Raw genomic sequence first — 16,331 nt, 5'->3', positions numbered from 1 at the left:
TCACTCGACAGCTCCTACAAGGATCGGCGTAGGAGCTGTCGAGTGAAACGAGGCTGCGATCTTTTGATCTTTTTTCAGGCCAACGCTGTATCCATCACCATCATCAAACAAAACCCCATCAGCAGACCTAGACTCGCCAGTTTTTCGTGACCATGGCGGCGCGATTCGGGAATGACTTCGTGAGTCACCACCAGCAGCATCGCACCGGCCGCCAGTGCGAGCCCCAAAGGCAACAGCAGTTCGGCCAGGCTCACCAGCCAGGCGCACAACAGTGCAAAGACTGGCTCGACAAACCCTGACGCAGCACCGACCAGGAACGCCTTGATCCGCGACATTCCTGCTCCAGCCAACACCAACGCAATCACCAGCCCTTCCGGTACATCCTGCAAGGCGATGCCCATGGCCAGGCTGTCGGCGTCGGGCATGCCACCGCCGGCCGAGACGCCGACCGCCATGCCTTCGGGGATGTTGTGGGCGATGATGGCAAACACAAACAACCAGATCCGCGGTGGGATCACCGATCGCTCCAGTGTCCCCACGAGCATTTCGGGCGTAGTGCCAGACACCCTGCGATCCACCAGAAACAGCCCGAATGCACCCAGCAGTATGCCGAAGCTGATCAGGCCGCTGGCCGCCCAAGGCGTCAGCCCGAGGTTTTCGGCCGCGGCAATGCCCGGCACGATCAGCGAAAACGCCGTCGCTGCGAGCATCACCCCGGCCCCGAAACCCAGCAGCGTATCGCTGACTGCCTGAGGCATCTGCCGAATCACCAGCACTGGCACCGCGCCCAAAGCGGTGCCCAAGGCGCAAATCGCCCCGCCTTGCAGGGCGCGCTGCAGTTTCGGTTCGAGGTCCAGCCAGCTCAGCCCTTGAGCAGCCAATAACGTCATGCCCGTCAGCAGTAACAGCGATCCCAGTGCGTAACGAAACATTCGTCCACTTGCGACCGCCAGTGTTTCAGTGCCCATAGTCAGCCCTGGATTGTTTTTATAGAGACTTAGGGGGCGCTCTCAACTAGTTCCCCCTCCGCGTTGTCGCCTTAAAGCGGGCCAGGCAAGGCCCAGGCCGCTGGGAATGGTTGTTCCCTTTCCAAGGCCTGCAACGCAGCCTGGCCCGCTTTAAGGCACAACCCGAAGGGCCGGGCCTGCTGTTGTGCAGGGCTGCGTTGCTCGAAGCTTATTTGGAATGACCAAACCACGCTTCTCGCGCCTTGCCCTGCACAACAGCAGGCCCGGCGCGGAGGGGAAACTAGTTGAGAACGCCCCCTAAACCAGCGCAGCCTGATAACGCGCGGCGACTTCGGGCCAATTGATCACGTTGTAGAACGCATTGATGTATTCCGGACGGCGGTTCTGATAGCGCAGATAGTAAGCGTGTTCCCAAACGTCCAGGCCGAGAATCGGCGTATTGCCGTTCATCAAGGGGCTGTCCTGGTTGCCGCTGCTTTCAACGATCAAGGTCTTTTGCGGCGTCACACTCAACCAGGCCCAACCGCTGCCGAAACGAGTCAGCGCAGCTTTGGTGAAGGCCTCCTTGAAGTTGTCGAGACCACCCAGTTGCTCATTGATAGCCTCGGCCAGTGCTCTGCAGCAGTCGTTGATGGATCGCGCACAGGTACTCGGCGCTCTCCTCCGGCTGGTTCAGACGCAAGTGCAGGTCCGCCAGGTTGTGGTGGGAAATCACGCAGGCCGCCACCGCTTCGTCGGCATCCGCCCAGCGCTCGAACAACACCTGGGCCAGGGCCAATGCCTGCAAATAAGCCTCGCGGGCATCGACCAGCTCGCCCAGCATGAAACAGCGATTTGCTCTTTCGATCGTGCGTTTCCAGTGCTCCATGGTGAGCCTACAAAGCGGTTGCAGTGATTACACGCCGCCTGCCGTGAGCTTCTCTGGGTTGAGCAATTCTTCCAGTTGGCTGCGCGTCAGGTCGGTGTGTTCCAGGGCGACATCGATCACCGGCCGGCCCTGCTGATAAGCCTTCTTGGCAATCTCAGCGGCTTTTTGGTAACCAATGATCGGGTTGAGTGCAGTGACCAGAATCGGATTGCGCGACAGCGCTTCCTTGAGCCGGGCCTCGTTAACCTTGAAGGTCGCGATAGCCCTGTCGCCCAGCAGACGGCTGGCGTTGGCCAGCAGCTCGATACTGCTCAGCAGGTTCTGGGCGATGATCGGCAGCATGACGTTCAGCTCGAAATTGCCCGACTGACCGGCGACGGTGATCACCGTATCGTTGCCAATCACCTGAGCGGCGACCATCGCGGTAGCTTCCGGGATCACCGGGTTGACCTTGCCGGGCATGATCGACGAGCCGGGCTGCAAGGCTTCGAGTTCGATTTCACCGAGCCCGGCCAACGGGCCGGAATTCATCCAGCGCAGGTCATTGGCGATTTTCATCAAGGAAACCGCTGTGGCCTTGAGTTGGCCCGAAACGCTGACCGCCGTGTCCTGCGAGCCGATCAGCGCAAACAGGTCTTTACCCGGCGTGAACTGCACTTGGGTCAGTTGGCTGAGTTGCTGGCTGAAACGCGCCGCAAACTCCGGATGGGCATTGATTCCAGTACCCACTGCCGTGCCGCCCTGGGCCAGGGATTGCAGGCTTGGCAACAAATCCTGCAAGTGACCGATATTGGCCTTGAGCTGTTGCGCCCAACCATTGAGCACCTGACTCATGCGCACGGGCATGGCGTCCATCAAATGGGTACGCCCGGTTTTGACGAACGGATGAACCTGCTCGGCCTTGTGCTCAATCACCTGCACCAGATGCATCAGCGCCGGCAGTAACTGCTCATGCAAGCTCAGTGCGGCGCTGACATGGATGGTGGTCGGGATGATGTCATTACTGCTTTGGCCGCAATTGACGTGATCGTTGGGATTCACCGGCTCGCCCAACAAGCGGCTGGCCAGGGTGGCGATCACTTCGTTGGCGTTCATGTTGGAACTGGTGCCGGAACCGGTCTGGAAGATATCCACCGGGAAGTGCTGCATGAAGTCGCCTTCGAGCAGGCCTTGAGCCGCATCGACGATCGCCTTGCCCTGGGACTCGCTGATCTGTTTGAGCTCGACGTTGGCTCGGGCGGCGGCGGCCTTGGCCAGAATCAGCGCGCGGATGAACTGCACGGGCATCGGTTTGCCGCTGATCGGGAAGTTATCCACCGCGCGCTGGGTTTGCGCGCCGTAAAGGGCGTCTATCGGGACTTGCAACTCGCCCATACTGTCGCGTTCGATACGTGTGTTACTCATCGGGGGATCCTTGCACCAGTTCTATGAGAGGAATCGAAGGTTGCAACTCGCAGGTCGCCAGTTGCCAGGCGTAGCTTTGCCAGCGCTTGAGGCGGCAGCCGCAGAATGATTGCCGTTCGAGATCGCGTAGCGGTCGCCAAGCCTGGTCGAGACACAGGCTGCGCCAGTGCCAGGGCAGCGCGACGTCGGTGGCGGTGTCGAGCAATAAACGGAAGGAAGTTTCGGCGATGGTCCAGGGAGAGGTGGCCGTGCAACACGCCAGATACCGGCCTTCGGCCAGGTAATGTTCGATCAGACGCGGCTCGTCAGGATCCATCGCGCAACGGATCTGGCGGCTCATCCAGCGCCAGCTTTCGAGGTAAGGCTGCTCGTGCAAGGCAGAACTCATGATCCGGGCTCATTCGGTAATGAGATTTATTATTAGATGATAATGAGAACCAAAACAAGGCATCCAGCACAAACCGATCCTTGTGGGAGCGAGCCTGCTCGCGATGGCGGTCAGATATTCAAAATCGATGTCGGCTGATACACCGCCTTCGCGAGCAGGCTCGCTCCCACAAGGGATGGTGCAAGGTGCATAAAAAAAGCGCGCCACCCGATTGGGTGGCGCGCCTTTTTATGCAGCGCTCGGAAGTTAGCTACCCGCCACCGTCATCCGCTCGATCAACACCGAACCGGTGCGAATGTTGCTGCGCAATTCCAGGTCATTACCGACCGCAATGATCTGCTTGAACATGTCACGCATGTTGCCGGCGATGGTCACTTCTTGCACCGCGAACTGGATTTCGCCGTTCTCGACCCAGAAACCCGCTGCACCACGGGAGTAATCGCCAGTGACCATGTTCAGGCCCTGCCCCATCAGTTCGGTGACCAGCAGGCCGCGGCCCATGCGACGCAGCAAGGCTGCCTGATCTTCATCGCCATGGGTGACGAACAGGTTGTGCACGCCGCCGGCGTTGGCGGTGCTCGGCATGCCTAGCTTGCGGCCGGAGTAGGTGCCGAGTATGTAGGACACCAACTCGCCTTTCTCCACGAACGGCTTGGCGTAGGTCGCCAGGCCATCGCCGTCGAACGCCGAACTGCCCAGGGCGCGCATCAGGTGCGGACGTTCATCGAGGGTCAACCATTCCGGGAACAGCTTCTGCCCCAGCGTGCCTTCGAGGAACGACGATTTGCGGTACAGACTGCCGCCGGAGATCGCCGACAGGAAACTGCCGAACAAGCCACCGGCCAGTTCCGCGGAAAACAGCACCGGCACTTCGCAGGTCGGCACCGGACGCGCGCCCAGACGGCTCGCCGCCCGTTGCGCGGCACGCTGGCCGATGCTCTCTGGAGAAGCCAGCAAATTGCCCTGACGGTTCACGTCATACCAGTAATCGCGCTGCATCTGGCCATCGGCTTCGGCGATCATCACGCAGCTTAGGCTGTGACGAGTCGACGCGTAACCACCGATAAAACCGTGGCTGTTGCCGTAAACCCGGCAGCCCTGGTGAGTGCTGAGGGTAGTGCCGTCAGCATTCTTGATCCGGCTGTCGGTGGCAAACGCCGCCGCTTCACAGGCCAGGGCCTGCTCGATGGCTTGCTCCGGGGTAATGTCCCATTGATGGAACAGGTCGAAATCCTGCAAATCCTTGGCCATCAGCGCGGCATCCGCCAGGCCCGAGGCTTCGTCTTCCGAGGTGTGCTTGGCAATGGCTAGCGCGGCAGCGACGGTTTCGCGAATCGCGTCCGAACCGCTGGCCGAGGTGCTGGCCGAGCCTTTACGCTGTCCCACATACAAGGTGATGCCAAAGCCCTGATCGCGATTGAACTCAACGGTTTCGACTTCCCGCTGACGCACCGTGGTCGACAAGCCCTGCTCCAGCGACACGGCCACTTCACAGGCACTGGCGCCCTGACGCTTGGCTTCTGCGATGATCTGCTCGACTTGTTCTTGCAGTGCCGGCAACGCTTGTGGGCCGACGCTTTCAACTGCACTCATGCTGTTCTCCACTCAAATTCTGCTTTCGGCTAGGGCCTTCGAGCGACCGGGCCGGACAAGCGGCCCCCGACTGGTTATCATGGCGGCGTTTCTTTGCGGACGGCCACCATGGTTGATTCTTACGACGACTCCCTCGATACGGGAGAAAAAAGCAAATCCCAGGTCAAACGCGAGCTTCATGCTCTGGTTGACCTTGGCGAGCGCCTTACAACGCTCAAGCCTGACTTGCTGGCAAAACTGCCGTTGACCGACGCTATGCGCCGGGCCCTGGCCGATGCGCCCAAGCACACCGCGAATATCGCGCGTAAACGGCACCTTATGTTCATCGGCAAACTGATGCGCGATCAGGACACTGACGCCATTCTGACTCTGCTCGATCAACTCGATGCCTCCACTCGGCAGTACAACGAACGTTTCCATGGCCTGGAACGCTGGCGCGATCGCTTGATCGCGGGCGACGATGCAGTCCTGGAGAAGTTCGTGCTCGACTACCCGGAAGCTGATCGTCAGCAATTGCGCTCCCTGATCCGTCAGGCCCAGCACGAACTGGCGACTAACAAGCCACCGGCTTCGAGCCGTAAAATCTTCAAGTACATCCGTGAGCTGGACGAGACTCAACGCGGTCTGCGTTAAGTCCCGCCAATATCCCTGTAGGAGCTGCCGCAGGCTGCGATCTTTTGATCTTGTTTCTTAAAAGCAAAATCAAAAGATCGCAGCCTGCGGCAGCTCCTACAGAGGATGCATTCATCCTCAGGCGCCCGTGCCACCCACGGTGATCGCATCAATTTTCAGCGTTGGCTGGCCGACACCCACCGGCACCGACTGCCCATCCTTGCCACACGTTCCCACACCGCTGTCCAGCGCCAGATCGTTACCGACCATCGACACCTTGCTCATGGCTTCCGGCCCGTTGCCGATCAACGTCGCGCCTTTGACCGGGGCAGTGATCTTGCCGTCTTCGATCAGGTACGCCTCGCTGGTGGAGAACACGAACTTGCCGCTGGTGATGTCCACCTGACCGCCGCCGAGGTTGGCGCAATAGATGCCTTTTTTCACCGAGGCGATGATTTCCGCCGGGTCGCTTTCGCCACGGAGCATGTAAGTGTTGGTCATGCGCGGCATCGGCAGGTGCGCATAGGATTCGCGACGACCGTTGCCGGTACGGGCTACGCCCATCAGGCGCGCGTTGAGCTTGTCCTGCATATAACCTTTGAGCACGCCGTTTTCGATCAGCGTGGTGCACTCGGTCGGGGTGCCTTCGTCGTCGACGCTCAGCGAGCCACGGCGTCCGGCGAGGGTGCCGTCATCGACGATGGTGCAGAGCTTCGAGGCAACCATCTCGCCCATGCGCCCGCTGTAGGCCGAACTGCCCTTGCGGTTGAAATCGCCTTCCAGACCGTGGCCGACGGCTTCGTGCAGCAACACGCCGGACCAACCGGAACCCAAGACCACCGGTAACGTACCGGCCGGGGCCGGGATCGCTTCCAGATTCACCAGCGCCTGACGCAACGCTTCGCGGGCATAGCTCATGGCGCGGTCATCGCCGAGGAAATAGCGGTAATCGGTACGACCGCCACCGCCATGACCGCCGCGCTCACGACGGCCATTCTGCTCAACGATCACGCTGACGTTGAAACGCACCAGTGGTCGCACATCCGCCGCCAAGCCGCCGTCGGTGGAAGCAATCAAAATCCGTTCCCAGACCCCGGCCATGCTCACGGTGACTTGCTGGATACGCGAGTCGAGGGCGCGAGTCGCCACATCGATGCGCTTGAGCAGCTCGACTTTCTCGGCACGGGTCATCACTTCCAGCGGGTTATCCGGCCCGTACAATTGGGCGACATCCTGCGTGGTAAACGCCTGCACAGTGCCGTTCTGCCCGGCCCGGGAGATCGAACGGGCTGCACGGGCTGCCGCGCCCAGCGCTTCGAGGGTGATCGCGTTGCTGTAGGCGAAACCGGTCTTTTCACCCGATTGCGCACGCACGCCAACACCCTGGTCGAGGTGAAAGCTGCCTTCCTTGACGATCCCGTCTTCCAGTGCCCAGGATTCGGAAATCTGCCCCTGGAAATACAGGTCGGCGGCATCGATGCCGGGGCCGGCCAGATCGCCGAGTACACCTTGCAGGCTCTCTATCGTTACGCCGCCGGGCGCCAGGAGGTGTTCACTGACGGAGGACAACAACTCGCTCATATGCTTTACGCCTTAAATTCGTCGTTCTGATGCAGGTCGCTGGGCGCCCTGCGAGAAAAAGCGCCGGTGATCGGACACCGGCATCCGCGCCCTGATGGACGCCTGTTCGCTGCTGTCACGCTGGGCCAGCAGCACGGCCTCGCCTCGATCCTGTTGCGTCAGCACACGCCCCCATGGGTCGACAATCGCAGCATGACCAAAGGTATCTCGTGGCCCCGGATGCGTCCCACCCTGGGCGGCCGCGAGTATGTAACACTGAGTCTCGATGGCTCGCGCGCGAATCAGCACGTCCCAATGGGCCGCGCCGGTCACCGCGGTGAAAGCCGACGGTGCGGTAATCAACTCCGCGCCCGCCGCACGCAATTCGCTGTACAGCTCCGGAAAACGCAGGTCATAACACACCGTCAGGCCGACTCGACCGACCGGAGTGTCGGCAATAACCACACCACTGCCATAAGCATAGTCATCGGATTCGCGATAACGCCCGCGATTATCCGCCACGTCTACGTCGAACAGGTGCAGCTTGTCATACCGTGCAACGGTTTCGCCCTGGTCATCCACCAGCAACGAGCACGCATGCACTTTGGCCGTCGGTTGATCCACCAGAGGCAACGGCAATGTGCCGGCCACTATCCATAACTTGAGGTCGCGGGCGGTCTGTTTCAACCACGGCAGGATCGGGCCTTCGCCCAAGGCTTCGGCGCGGCCTATGTCGGCAATGTCGCGACGGCCCATGGCGGCGAAGTTTTCCGGCAGCACGGCAAGCCGCGCGCCACCGGTCGCCGCCTGCTCAAGCAGACGACGAGCCTGGGCCAGATTGGCCAGCACGTCGCTCTGGCTGACCATTTGAATCACCGCTACAGACATGGCCTATTCCTTTCTTGTGATTTCACCCTGCCGTCGGTAAACGACACGTCCTTATAGCAGCTGGCGAAGCCTGCGTTCGGCTGCGCAGCAGTCGTAAATCCGCAATGCACGGTTTGCCTGAAGGACTGCGGCATCTGATTTTACGATTGCTGCGCAGCCGAACGCAGCCTGCGGCAGCTGCTACAGGGAACCGTGGCGGCTACAAACCAACCTTTGGATATGCTACTCCATAGGCCCAAAGAGTGCTTTTTCAAAAGAATTCAAAAAGGCTTGTCGAAGGTGATTTTCGGTTCTTTCCATGGGCCTTTGACGGTGTATTTGACGCTGGCAAAGCGCGCCACGCGGTCACCGATCAGCTTATCGATCAGGAACAGCGCCCCGCCGACGGCCGGTGCACCGACGATCAGCGCGGCAATCGGCAGATTGTTGGTCACCGGTAAAGTAACCAACAACTTGGCATCGACCTGATCAGCCACCAGGTCCAGCGTGCCGTTGAGCTCCACATTGCTCGACGGCCCGGTCAGCAGAATGGGTTCACGGGTCACGTAGACCCCGTTACTGGCGACCAGCAGGCCTTTGACCCGGTCATAGCTCAAGCCTTTGCCGAACAGGTCGGAAAAGTCCAGGCGCAAGCGGCGGCCGATGGAGTTGAAGTTGAGCAGACCAAATACGCGTAGCGCCTGAGCACCGCCCTCGACTTCAACAAACTGACCTTTATTCAGTGACGCATCAAGGCTGCCGGAGAAGCGTTTGGTGGCCAGCCACGCCGGAGACCCAGGCCAGCGACCATCGACATCCATATGAAATTCTTCACTGGTGACGCTCGGCGCAAAACCCCAGCCCTTGAGCACGTCGGCAAGGTTCTTGCCACTGACTCGGCCCTTGTACCAACTGCTGGAATTACCCGGGATGCCTTCCCAGCCACCGCTGCCCCGCAAGAGGAGGCCCTTGAGACCCAGATCAAGGGCATTGAAGGCAATGCCCTTGGCGGTCGGCCGAACTTTCAGGTGCCACGCGCCCACCAGATCCGGCCCCTGGAACAGCTGATTGATGGTGATATCCAGCGCCGGGATCTTCGTCGGGTCCACCGTGGCCAGCGGATCCGGCGAATTCTCGTCAGCCAGCGCCGTAGGGTCTCGTGCCGGCAACCGTACGTATTGCAGATTGACCGCAATCGGTGCGGCTTTCGCATCGGCAATTGCGACGCTGCCCTTGGCCTGCTGACTGTCGAGTTGCAGGGCCCACGCGGCCGGTTTGCGTGCCAACTTCACCGACGCCTGATCCAGGGTGGTGCCAAAACCGCTGAGCTTGCCAATCTTCAAATCCGCGCCACTGAGCAACTGCTTGGCACTGCCGCCCGGATCCTGGCCAGCATATTTGGTCACCAGATCCTGCCAAGGGGCGACATCCAGCTCGGACAGTACGCCACGCACGCGCAAACCTTTGGCGCCAGGCAACACCGCACTGCCGCCACCGAGCAACAACTCGCCGCGACCGTCGGCGAAATTGCCGGTCGGTGCCGCAAACGTGAAGCTTGCCAGTTCACCATAGGTTGCCCAGTAACGCCGCTCGGCTCCTTGCAGGGTCATGCGGAACACGGTATCGCGCCCGACATCAGCCGCCATGCCGAACGGTGCCGGCAAATCCACCGCCACGCCTTTGAGATTGGAGCTGACCATCAATTGACTGTCGGCGCCATCAAGGTTCAGTTGCAGTTGATAAGGAATCGTCCCCGTCACCGGCAATGGCTGAGTGACATTCAGCCATTCAGTCAGTTTTTTGACCTCGACCTCACTCGCCGCCGCGACCCGAGTGTTAAGTTTGCCCGGGCTGCCTTGAGCGAATATTTGTGCGGTCACCGGTTTGTCGAAGGCTCGCGCCGTGATCTTTTGCCCGCTCAGACCCTTGGTGCTGTCGAAACGGAAATCGCCCTTGAGTTGCGTCAGTTCCAGCGTGGGCTCACTGAGCTTCAAACGGGCCTTGGCGGTCTTGAAGTCGACGAGGATTTTCGGCTGCTCGCCTTTGACCAGCGGGATATCGAGTTTGAGCTTGCCTTGCAGATCGCCCTCGCCTTCCCAGCCAGCGAACGTGTCGGCGGTGCCGATTGGCGCTTCCTGCAGAATCTTCAGGCCATCGCCCAACCCGCCAGCGAATGCGCCGTCGAGGAACAGATGAGGGCTCTGCCCGGCAGGCGCGTGGGGAATATTGACGTAGACGTTGCTGACTTGAGTGTCGAGCAATTGGCCCTTGCTCGCGAGAATCCGCACGCCGCTGTCTTCGATGAACACATCGCCGCTGACCTTGCTGACATGCGGCCAGCCCGGCTGAAACGCCAGCTCGGCATCGTGGACCTTGAAAAACAGGCTGATGCTGCGAGCCGTTTCGGCGGCGCCGTGGTTCAGCGAACCCTGATACTGGAAGAAGCCTTCATCCACCGCGCCTTTGAGAATCGCGGTGCGCAGCCATTCGTCCAGCCCCGGGCTGAGAACCGTCGGCAGGTACTTGGCGGTGTAGCGACCGTCGCCATCGACCAGGCCGACCCGCAGGTCCATGTAGTCTTCCTGGGTGTGATCGAAATGCAGGCGGATCAGGAAGTCACCGGCAATCTTGCCCTCCTCGCCCAACACCTTCAGGTAAGGCGCGATCAGGGTGAAACCTTCTTTGTCGAGTTTCCAGGTCAACCGGGCATTGGCCTGAATGTACTGCCATGGCTTGGCGAAAATCGGGTCCAGATGCAGGGAGAAATCCTTGCTGTCCATGCGCAACTCGCCCTGCCCGAGGTCGCCGCTGATGCCGCCACTGACGTTTCGCACCGCCGGTGCACCGCGATAAGCGTCGAAGCCGACCTTTTCCAGATTGGCGGCAAAGCTGAATTTAGTGTCATCGGTAGCCGCTGGGCGGAAGTCGACCAGCACGTTGCGCAAAACTCCGGTGACCTTGAGCCGCTCGACTGCAGTGGCGATCCCTTCGGGCAGTGGGCCCAGTGCGTTCAGCAGCGGAGTGAGCGGTGTGAGATCGAGACGGTCGGCTTGCAGATGCAACAGCTCAGGCGCCTTGTCTGTCGCGGCAGTTTGTTGAAATTGCAGTTTCGATTCCCAGCGGCTGTCGCCCAGGCTCATGGCCAGAGAATCCAGAGTCACCAGGACACCTGTGGAACTGCGCTGGAAATACCCGTTCAGCGCCAGATTGTTGATCTGGATCGACTTGCGCTCGGCATAGGCGCCCTTGAGTTGCGGCGCGTTCAAACGGATCGCGGCACTTTGCAGAGTGCCCTTGCTCCAGTTCGCCCAAAGCTCGCCGCCGGCCTTGATCTCGGAAAAATTCCATTGCTGGGTCAGGCGCTCGGGCAACCATTTCGACCAATCACTCTGCGGCAGGCTCAGGTAAGCGTCCGCTTCGCCGTCCTTCCATTGGGCTGCGCGCAAACGGGTGCGCAGGCTCATCGCCACCGGCTGGCCGTCGGGCAGGGTCAAACGGGCATCGAGTCGCTGGCGGGAGGGACCGGTTTTCAGATTCAGGCCGACGTACGTCAGGGTGAGGGGCGATTCTCCCAATGGCTGCAAAGTGATCTGACTGTCAAGCACCGACAGCTGCTGGACCATCTGCATGCGATTGAGCAGTTGCTCCGGATTCAGCGGCTGGTCCTGCTGCACCGGCAACCCTTCCAGCGCCCAATGACCATCTTCGCCTTCCTTGAGGCTGATCTTCAGGCCGTTGAGTTCCAGATGTGCGATGCGCACTTCGCGCGCCAGCAGGCTGGCCCAGAGATCCGGCACCGCCCGCACCTGATCCAGGCGCAAGGCATTGGAACCCTCGCCGACCATCACGTCATGGGCCAGCAGAACCGGGGCGAGGCCCCTCCAGTTGCCTTCCAGCTTGCCGATCTGGAGGGGCATACCCAAGGTATCGCTGGCTTTGTCTTCGACGTCGGTACGGTACTCGGCCACCAGCGGCGTCAGTTCCCGGCCGAGGCTGACGAACAGCGCAATCAGCACTAAAACCAACGCACACAGGCCCAGACCCCAGCGGGTCAGTGCGGCCAGAATGCGTGTCAGACGGTCCATGTCAGTTGGCTCCCATGGCAAAAATACTGCAAAAAGCTGAGGCCAGCCGTTCTAGTAGAGGTGAAACACAACGATTCAGAGCAACACCACGTCGTATTGTTCCTGGGAATACATGGTTTCCACCTGGAACCGAATGGTGCGCCCGATAAAGCCTTCGAGCTCGGCGACGTTGCCCGATTCTTCATCGAGCAAACGGTCGACCACTTTCTGATTCGCCAGCACCCGATAGCCTTCGGCCTGATAAGCCCGGGCTTCACGCAGGATTTCGCGGAAAATCTCGTAACACACGGTTTCCGGAGTCTTGAGTTTGCCGCGACCCTGGCAACTGCTGCACGGCTCGCACAGCACTTGCTCAAGACTTTCGCGGGTGCGCTTGCGGGTCATTTGCACCAGGCCCAGCTCGGTGATGCCAATGATGTTGGTCTTGGCGTGATCGCGCTCCAGTTGCTTCTCGAGGGTGCGCAACACCTGACGCTGATGTTCTTCATCTTCCATGTCGATGAAGTCGATGATGATGATCCCGCCCAGGTTGCGCAGACGCAGCTGACGGGCAATGGCGGTGGCGGCTTCGAGGTTGGTCTTGAAGATGGTTTCTTCGAGGTTGCGATGACCGACAAAGGCACCGGTATTGACGTCGATGGTGCTCATGGCTTCCGCCGGATCGACCACCAGATAACCGCCGGACTTGAGCGGAACCTTGCGCTCCAGGGCTTTCTGGATTTCGTCTTCGACGCCGTACAAGTCGAAGATCGGTCGTTCGCCGGGGTAATGCTCCAGGCGGTCGGCAATTTCCGGCATCAGTTCGGCGACGAATTGCGTGGTTTTCTGGAAGGTTTCCCGGGAGTCGATGCGGATCTTCTCGATCTTCGGGCTCACCAGGTCACGCAAGGTGCGCAGTGCGAGGCCGAGGTCTTCGTAGATCACACTCGGCGCGCTGATGGTCTTGATCTGTTCGTTGATCTGGTCCCAGAGCCTGCGCAGGTAGCGGATGTCCATGAGGATTTCATCGGCCCCGGCCCCTTCGGCAGCGGTGCGCAGAATAAAACCGCCGGCTTCCTTGATGCCTTCTTTGTCCACGCAGTCGGTGACCACCTGTTTGAGGCGTTCGCGCTCGGCTTCGTCCTCGATCTTCAAGGAAATGCCGACGTGGGCGGTGCGCGGCATGTACACCAGATAGCGCGACGGAATCGACAGTTGCGTGGTCAGGCGTGCGCCTTTGGAGCCGATCGGGTCCTTAGTGACTTGCACCACCAGGCTTTGACCTTCATGAACCAGCGCGCTGATGCTTTCCACCGTCGGGCCTTCGCGAAGGGAAATCTCCGAGGCATGAATGAACGCGGCGCGGTCCAGACCGATATCGACGAAGGCGGCCTGCATGCCTGGCAATACCCGCACGACTTTGCCTTTATAGATGTTGCCGACGATCCCGCGCTTTTGCGTGCGCTCGACGTGGACCTCTTGCAGGACACCGTTTTCGACCACCGCCACGCGCGATTCCATCGGCGTGATGTTGATCAGGATCTCTTCACTCATGGCAGGGTCTCGTTCAGGCATGTTCACGATAATGGCCGCATCTTGTCAGTACGACGCTCAGCGCGCGTTAAGGGTTTGCCAACAGGGTATGCCGAAATGGCCGAGCAGCTCGCAGGTTTCGCACAGGGGCAATCCGACCACCGCCGAATAGCTGCCGTTGAGCCCGGCGACGAACACCGCGCCCAGTCCTTGAATCCCGTAGCCGCCAGCCTTGTCCCGGGGTTCGCCGCTGGCCCAGTAGGCCGCCGCTTCGTCACGGTCGATGGTGCGAAAACGCACCAGACTGCGCACCACCAAACACTCGCAGCGCTCGCCATCGCGCACCGCAATCGCTGTCAGCACTTCATGTTCGCGCCCGGACAACAGCATAAGCATGGCGCATGCGTCGGCTTCGTCCACCGGCTTGCCGAGAATTTTCCCGTCCAGCACCACGGCGGTGTCGGCACCCAGCACGCAGAAATCCGCGTCGGACACGACCGTGCGGTGCCCGGCCTCGGCCTTGCCGCGCGCCAGACGCTCGACATAGGCCAATGGGCATTCCTCAGGTAAAGGGGTTTCATCGATGTCCGCGCTGATGACGGAGAACGACACGCCGATCTGCGTGAGCAGTTCACGCCGACGCGGCGAGCCTGAGGCGAGGTACAGCTGTTTCATCAAGACATCTCCCTGCTAGCGCCCTGTCTCACAAATACTGTTCCTTTTTGTCGAGACAGGGCACCGGTGCGAGCACATGCGTGACCGAATCAATTGATTTTGTAGCGCCGACGCAAACCGCGCAAACCGTAGCTGATCCAAGGCCAGAGCAACGCGCTGACCAGTGCCGGCAACACCAGCGCCAGGGTCGGCTGACGATTGCCGGTCAGGGCGCTCAGCCACAATTGCACCAGTTGGGCGAGGCCGAAGATCACCAGGATCACCAGGCTCTGTTGCCACATCGGGAACATGCGCAGGCGCTGTTGCAGCGACAGCACCAGGAACGTAATGAGCGTGAGGATCAACGCGTTCTGGCCCAGCAACGTGCCATACAGCACATCTTCGGCCAGCCCCAGGCACCAGGCAGTCACCATGCCGACTTTCTGCGGCAGGGCCAACGCCCAGAAAGCCAACAGCAAGGCCAGCCACAGAGGACGCAGGATTTCCATGAACTGCGGCAATGGCGAAACGCTGAGCAGCATGCCAATGGCAAAGGTCAGCCAGACCATCCAGCCGTTTCGGGAGGAAGTTGCACCGCCCATTATTCTCTTCCCCCAGTGGTAGCCGGCGCGGAGACAGGCGGTTTGGCAGCAGGCTTCACGGCAGCGGGTGGCTTGCTGGCAGCATGGGCAGCGGCAGGTTTTGCCGGGGTCGCGGCAGCAGGTGCCGCCGCCGGAACAGCCGGAGCAGCCACGGCAGCTGGTATCACCGACACGGCAGGTTTGGGCACGGTCGCGGGAATGATCGGCCCACCGCCATGCTGGTCCAGCGCTTCCTGAGCCTGGGCGGCTTCGTTGGCGCGTTCCTCAGGCGTGCGGCCGTCACTGAACACCAACAGCAGATAACGGCTGCGGTTCAACGCGGCGGTCGGCACCGCACGAACGATTGCAAATGGCTGACCGGAATCGTGAATCACTTCCTTGACCGTCGCCACCGGGTAACCCGCCGGGAAACGCTGGCCGAGACCGGAGCTGACCAGCAGATCGCCTTCCTTAATGTCGGCGGTATCGGCCACATGCCGCAGCTCAAGGCGTTCCGGATTACCGGTGCCGCTGGCGATCGCTCGCAGACCGTTACGGTTCACCTGCACTGGAATGCTGTGGGTGGTGTCAGTCAGCAACAGTACGCGGGAGGTGTATGGCATCAACTCGACCACCTGCCCCATCAAGCCGCGGGCATCGAGCACCGGCTGACCGAGGACCACACCGTCGCGCTCACCTTTATTGATGATGATCCGATGGGTAAAGGGGTTGGGGTCCATGCCGATCAACTCGGCCACTTCGACCTTTTCGTTGACCAGCGCGGAAGAGTTGAGCAACTCGCGCAGCCGAACGTTCTGCTCGGTAAGGGCAGCCAGCTTTTGCATGCGCCCCTGCAAAAGCAGGTTTTCGGTTTTGAGTTTTTCGTTTTCGGCGACCAGTTCGGTCCGGCTGCCAAATTGGCTGGCCACACCTTGCCATAGCCGCTGCGGCAGGTCGGTGATCCAGTAAGACTGCATCAGCACCAGCGAGATTTGGCTACGCACTGGCTTGAGCAGTGTGAAGCGGGCATCGACCACCATCAGCGCGACCGATAGCACGGCCAGCACCAACAAGCGCACGCCCAGTGAGGGGCCTTTGGTGAAAAGCGGTTTAATAAGCCGCTCCTCCCAGGCAAATGTTCTCTTTATTCATACGGCATCAAACCGGCCTGGATGCAGACTGACAGAAGATAAACGCCAACAGGCAGCACTGCAAAGTGCTGCCTTCGCGCTCAACAGC

At 60.5% G+C, this 16,331-nt stretch carries 12 protein-coding genes and 2 pseudogenes; 1 reads left to right on the top strand and 13 read right to left on the bottom strand.

Features of this window, described 5'->3' with window-relative positions; translation table 11 throughout:
- Window positions 1-74: 74 nt before the first annotated feature.
- From ACYZT2_RS05560 to pmbA, 6 genes and pseudogenes are all read right to left on the bottom strand, one after another.
- Entirely contained in the window at window positions 75-968 is an 894-nt protein-coding gene (locus ACYZT2_RS05560; protein ID WP_461970783.1) for a ZIP family metal transporter, read from the bottom strand.
- 297 nt (window positions 969-1,265) lie between these two features.
- A pseudogene (locus ACYZT2_RS05555) lies at window positions 1,266-1,580 on the bottom strand (superoxide dismutase); the annotation flags it as partial.
- A gap of 4 nt (window positions 1,581-1,584) precedes the next feature.
- Window positions 1,585-1,836: pseudogene (locus ACYZT2_RS05550) on the bottom strand (hypothetical protein); the annotation flags it as partial.
- Between the two features lie 27 nt (window positions 1,837-1,863).
- Window positions 1,864-3,240: a class II fumarate hydratase gene (locus ACYZT2_RS05545; RefSeq protein WP_461970781.1), complete on the bottom strand. Its 1,377-nt coding sequence runs from the start codon at window positions 3,238-3,240 to the stop codon at window positions 1,864-1,866.
- Window positions 3,233-3,628, bottom strand: a complete 396-nt coding sequence (locus tag ACYZT2_RS05540; protein ID WP_461970779.1) for a FagA protein — start codon at window positions 3,626-3,628, stop codon at window positions 3,233-3,235. Before ACYZT2_RS05540 ends, ACYZT2_RS05545 begins: the two co-directional genes overlap by 8 nt.
- A 246-nt stretch (window positions 3,629-3,874) precedes the next feature.
- Window positions 3,875-5,221 carry a metalloprotease PmbA gene (pmbA, locus tag ACYZT2_RS05535; protein ID WP_461970777.1) on the bottom strand — a complete coding sequence of 449 codons (1,347 nt, stop codon included), beginning with the start codon at window positions 5,219-5,221 and terminating at the stop codon, window positions 3,875-3,877.
- Between the two features lie 108 nt (window positions 5,222-5,329).
- Here pmbA and yjgA point away from each other — a divergent pair, with 108 nt between their 5' ends.
- The gene (yjgA, locus tag ACYZT2_RS05530; protein WP_007901505.1) at window positions 5,330-5,854 is read left to right on the top strand and encodes a ribosome biogenesis factor YjgA; all 525 of its coding nucleotides are present in this window, start codon (window positions 5,330-5,332) and stop codon (window positions 5,852-5,854) included.
- 117 nt (window positions 5,855-5,971) lie between these two features.
- Here the strand turns inward: yjgA and tldD are convergent, their stop codons facing one another.
- The 7 genes from tldD to mreC form a co-directional block, all read right to left on the bottom strand.
- Window positions 5,972-7,414: a metalloprotease TldD gene (gene tldD / locus ACYZT2_RS05525; RefSeq protein ID WP_461970775.1), complete on the bottom strand. Its 1,443-nt coding sequence runs from the start codon at window positions 7,412-7,414 to the stop codon at window positions 5,972-5,974.
- A 12-nt stretch (window positions 7,415-7,426) separates the two neighbouring features.
- Entirely contained in the window at window positions 7,427-8,281 is an 855-nt protein-coding gene (locus ACYZT2_RS05520) for a carbon-nitrogen hydrolase family protein (protein ID WP_461970773.1), read from the bottom strand.
- Between the two features lie 260 nt (window positions 8,282-8,541).
- A complete protein-coding gene (locus tag ACYZT2_RS05515) occupies window positions 8,542-12,345 on the bottom strand; it encodes a YhdP family protein (protein WP_461970771.1) in 3,804 nt (1,267 codons plus the stop codon).
- Window positions 12,346-12,420: 75 nt separating this feature from the next.
- Window positions 12,421-13,878 carry a ribonuclease G gene (gene rng / locus ACYZT2_RS05510; protein WP_461970769.1) on the bottom strand — a complete coding sequence of 486 codons (1,458 nt, stop codon included), beginning with the start codon at window positions 13,876-13,878 and terminating at the stop codon, window positions 12,421-12,423.
- A gap of 57 nt (window positions 13,879-13,935) precedes the next feature.
- Entirely contained in the window at window positions 13,936-14,532 is a 597-nt protein-coding gene (locus ACYZT2_RS05505; protein WP_461970767.1) for a Maf family protein, read from the bottom strand.
- 89 nt (window positions 14,533-14,621) lie between these two features.
- Complete coding sequence (gene mreD / locus ACYZT2_RS05500) at window positions 14,622-15,113, bottom strand: rod shape-determining protein MreD (RefSeq protein WP_038978956.1); 492 nt, start codon at window positions 15,111-15,113, stop codon at window positions 14,622-14,624.
- Complete coding sequence (gene mreC / locus ACYZT2_RS05495) at window positions 15,113-16,207, bottom strand: rod shape-determining protein MreC (protein WP_461972998.1); 1,095 nt, start codon at window positions 16,205-16,207, stop codon at window positions 15,113-15,115. Before mreC ends, mreD begins: the two co-directional genes overlap by 1 nt.
- Window positions 16,208-16,331: the final 124 nt, after the last annotated feature.

Source organism: Pseudomonas sp. MDT1-85, assembly GCF_054898065.1.
This window is presented reverse-complemented; position numbering and strand designations above follow the sequence as displayed.

What these genes read in the sequence shown, in the direction of transcription:
- ACYZT2_RS05560 (WP_461970783.1), bottom strand. Translation starts at nt 968, where the DNA reads ATGGGCACTGAAACACTGGCGGTCGCAAGTGGACGAATGTTTCGTTAC.
- ACYZT2_RS05545 (WP_461970781.1), bottom strand. Translation starts at nt 3,240, where the DNA reads ATGAGTAACACACGTATCGAACGCGACAGTATGGGCGAGTTGCAAGTC.
- ACYZT2_RS05540 (WP_461970779.1), bottom strand. Translation starts at nt 3,628, where the DNA reads ATGAGTTCTGCCTTGCACGAGCAGCCTTACCTCGAAAGCTGGCGCTGG.
- pmbA (WP_461970777.1), bottom strand. Translation starts at nt 5,221, where the DNA reads ATGAGTGCAGTTGAAAGCGTCGGCCCACAAGCGTTGCCGGCACTGCAA.
- yjgA (WP_007901505.1), top strand. Translation starts at nt 5,330, where the DNA reads ATGGTTGATTCTTACGACGACTCCCTCGATACGGGAGAAAAAAGCAAA.
- tldD (WP_461970775.1), bottom strand. Translation starts at nt 7,414, where the DNA reads ATGAGCGAGTTGTTGTCCTCCGTCAGTGAACACCTCCTGGCGCCCGGC.
- ACYZT2_RS05520 (WP_461970773.1), bottom strand. Translation starts at nt 8,281, where the DNA reads ATGTCTGTAGCGGTGATTCAAATGGTCAGCCAGAGCGACGTGCTGGCC.
- ACYZT2_RS05515 (WP_461970771.1), bottom strand. Translation starts at nt 12,345, where the DNA reads ATGGACCGTCTGACACGCATTCTGGCCGCACTGACCCGCTGGGGTCTG.
- rng (WP_461970769.1), bottom strand. Translation starts at nt 13,878, where the DNA reads ATGAGTGAAGAGATCCTGATCAACATCACGCCGATGGAATCGCGCGTG.
- ACYZT2_RS05505 (WP_461970767.1), bottom strand. Translation starts at nt 14,532, where the DNA reads ATGAAACAGCTGTACCTCGCCTCAGGCTCGCCGCGTCGGCGTGAACTG.
- mreD (WP_038978956.1), bottom strand. Translation starts at nt 15,113, where the DNA reads ATGGGCGGTGCAACTTCCTCCCGAAACGGCTGGATGGTCTGGCTGACC.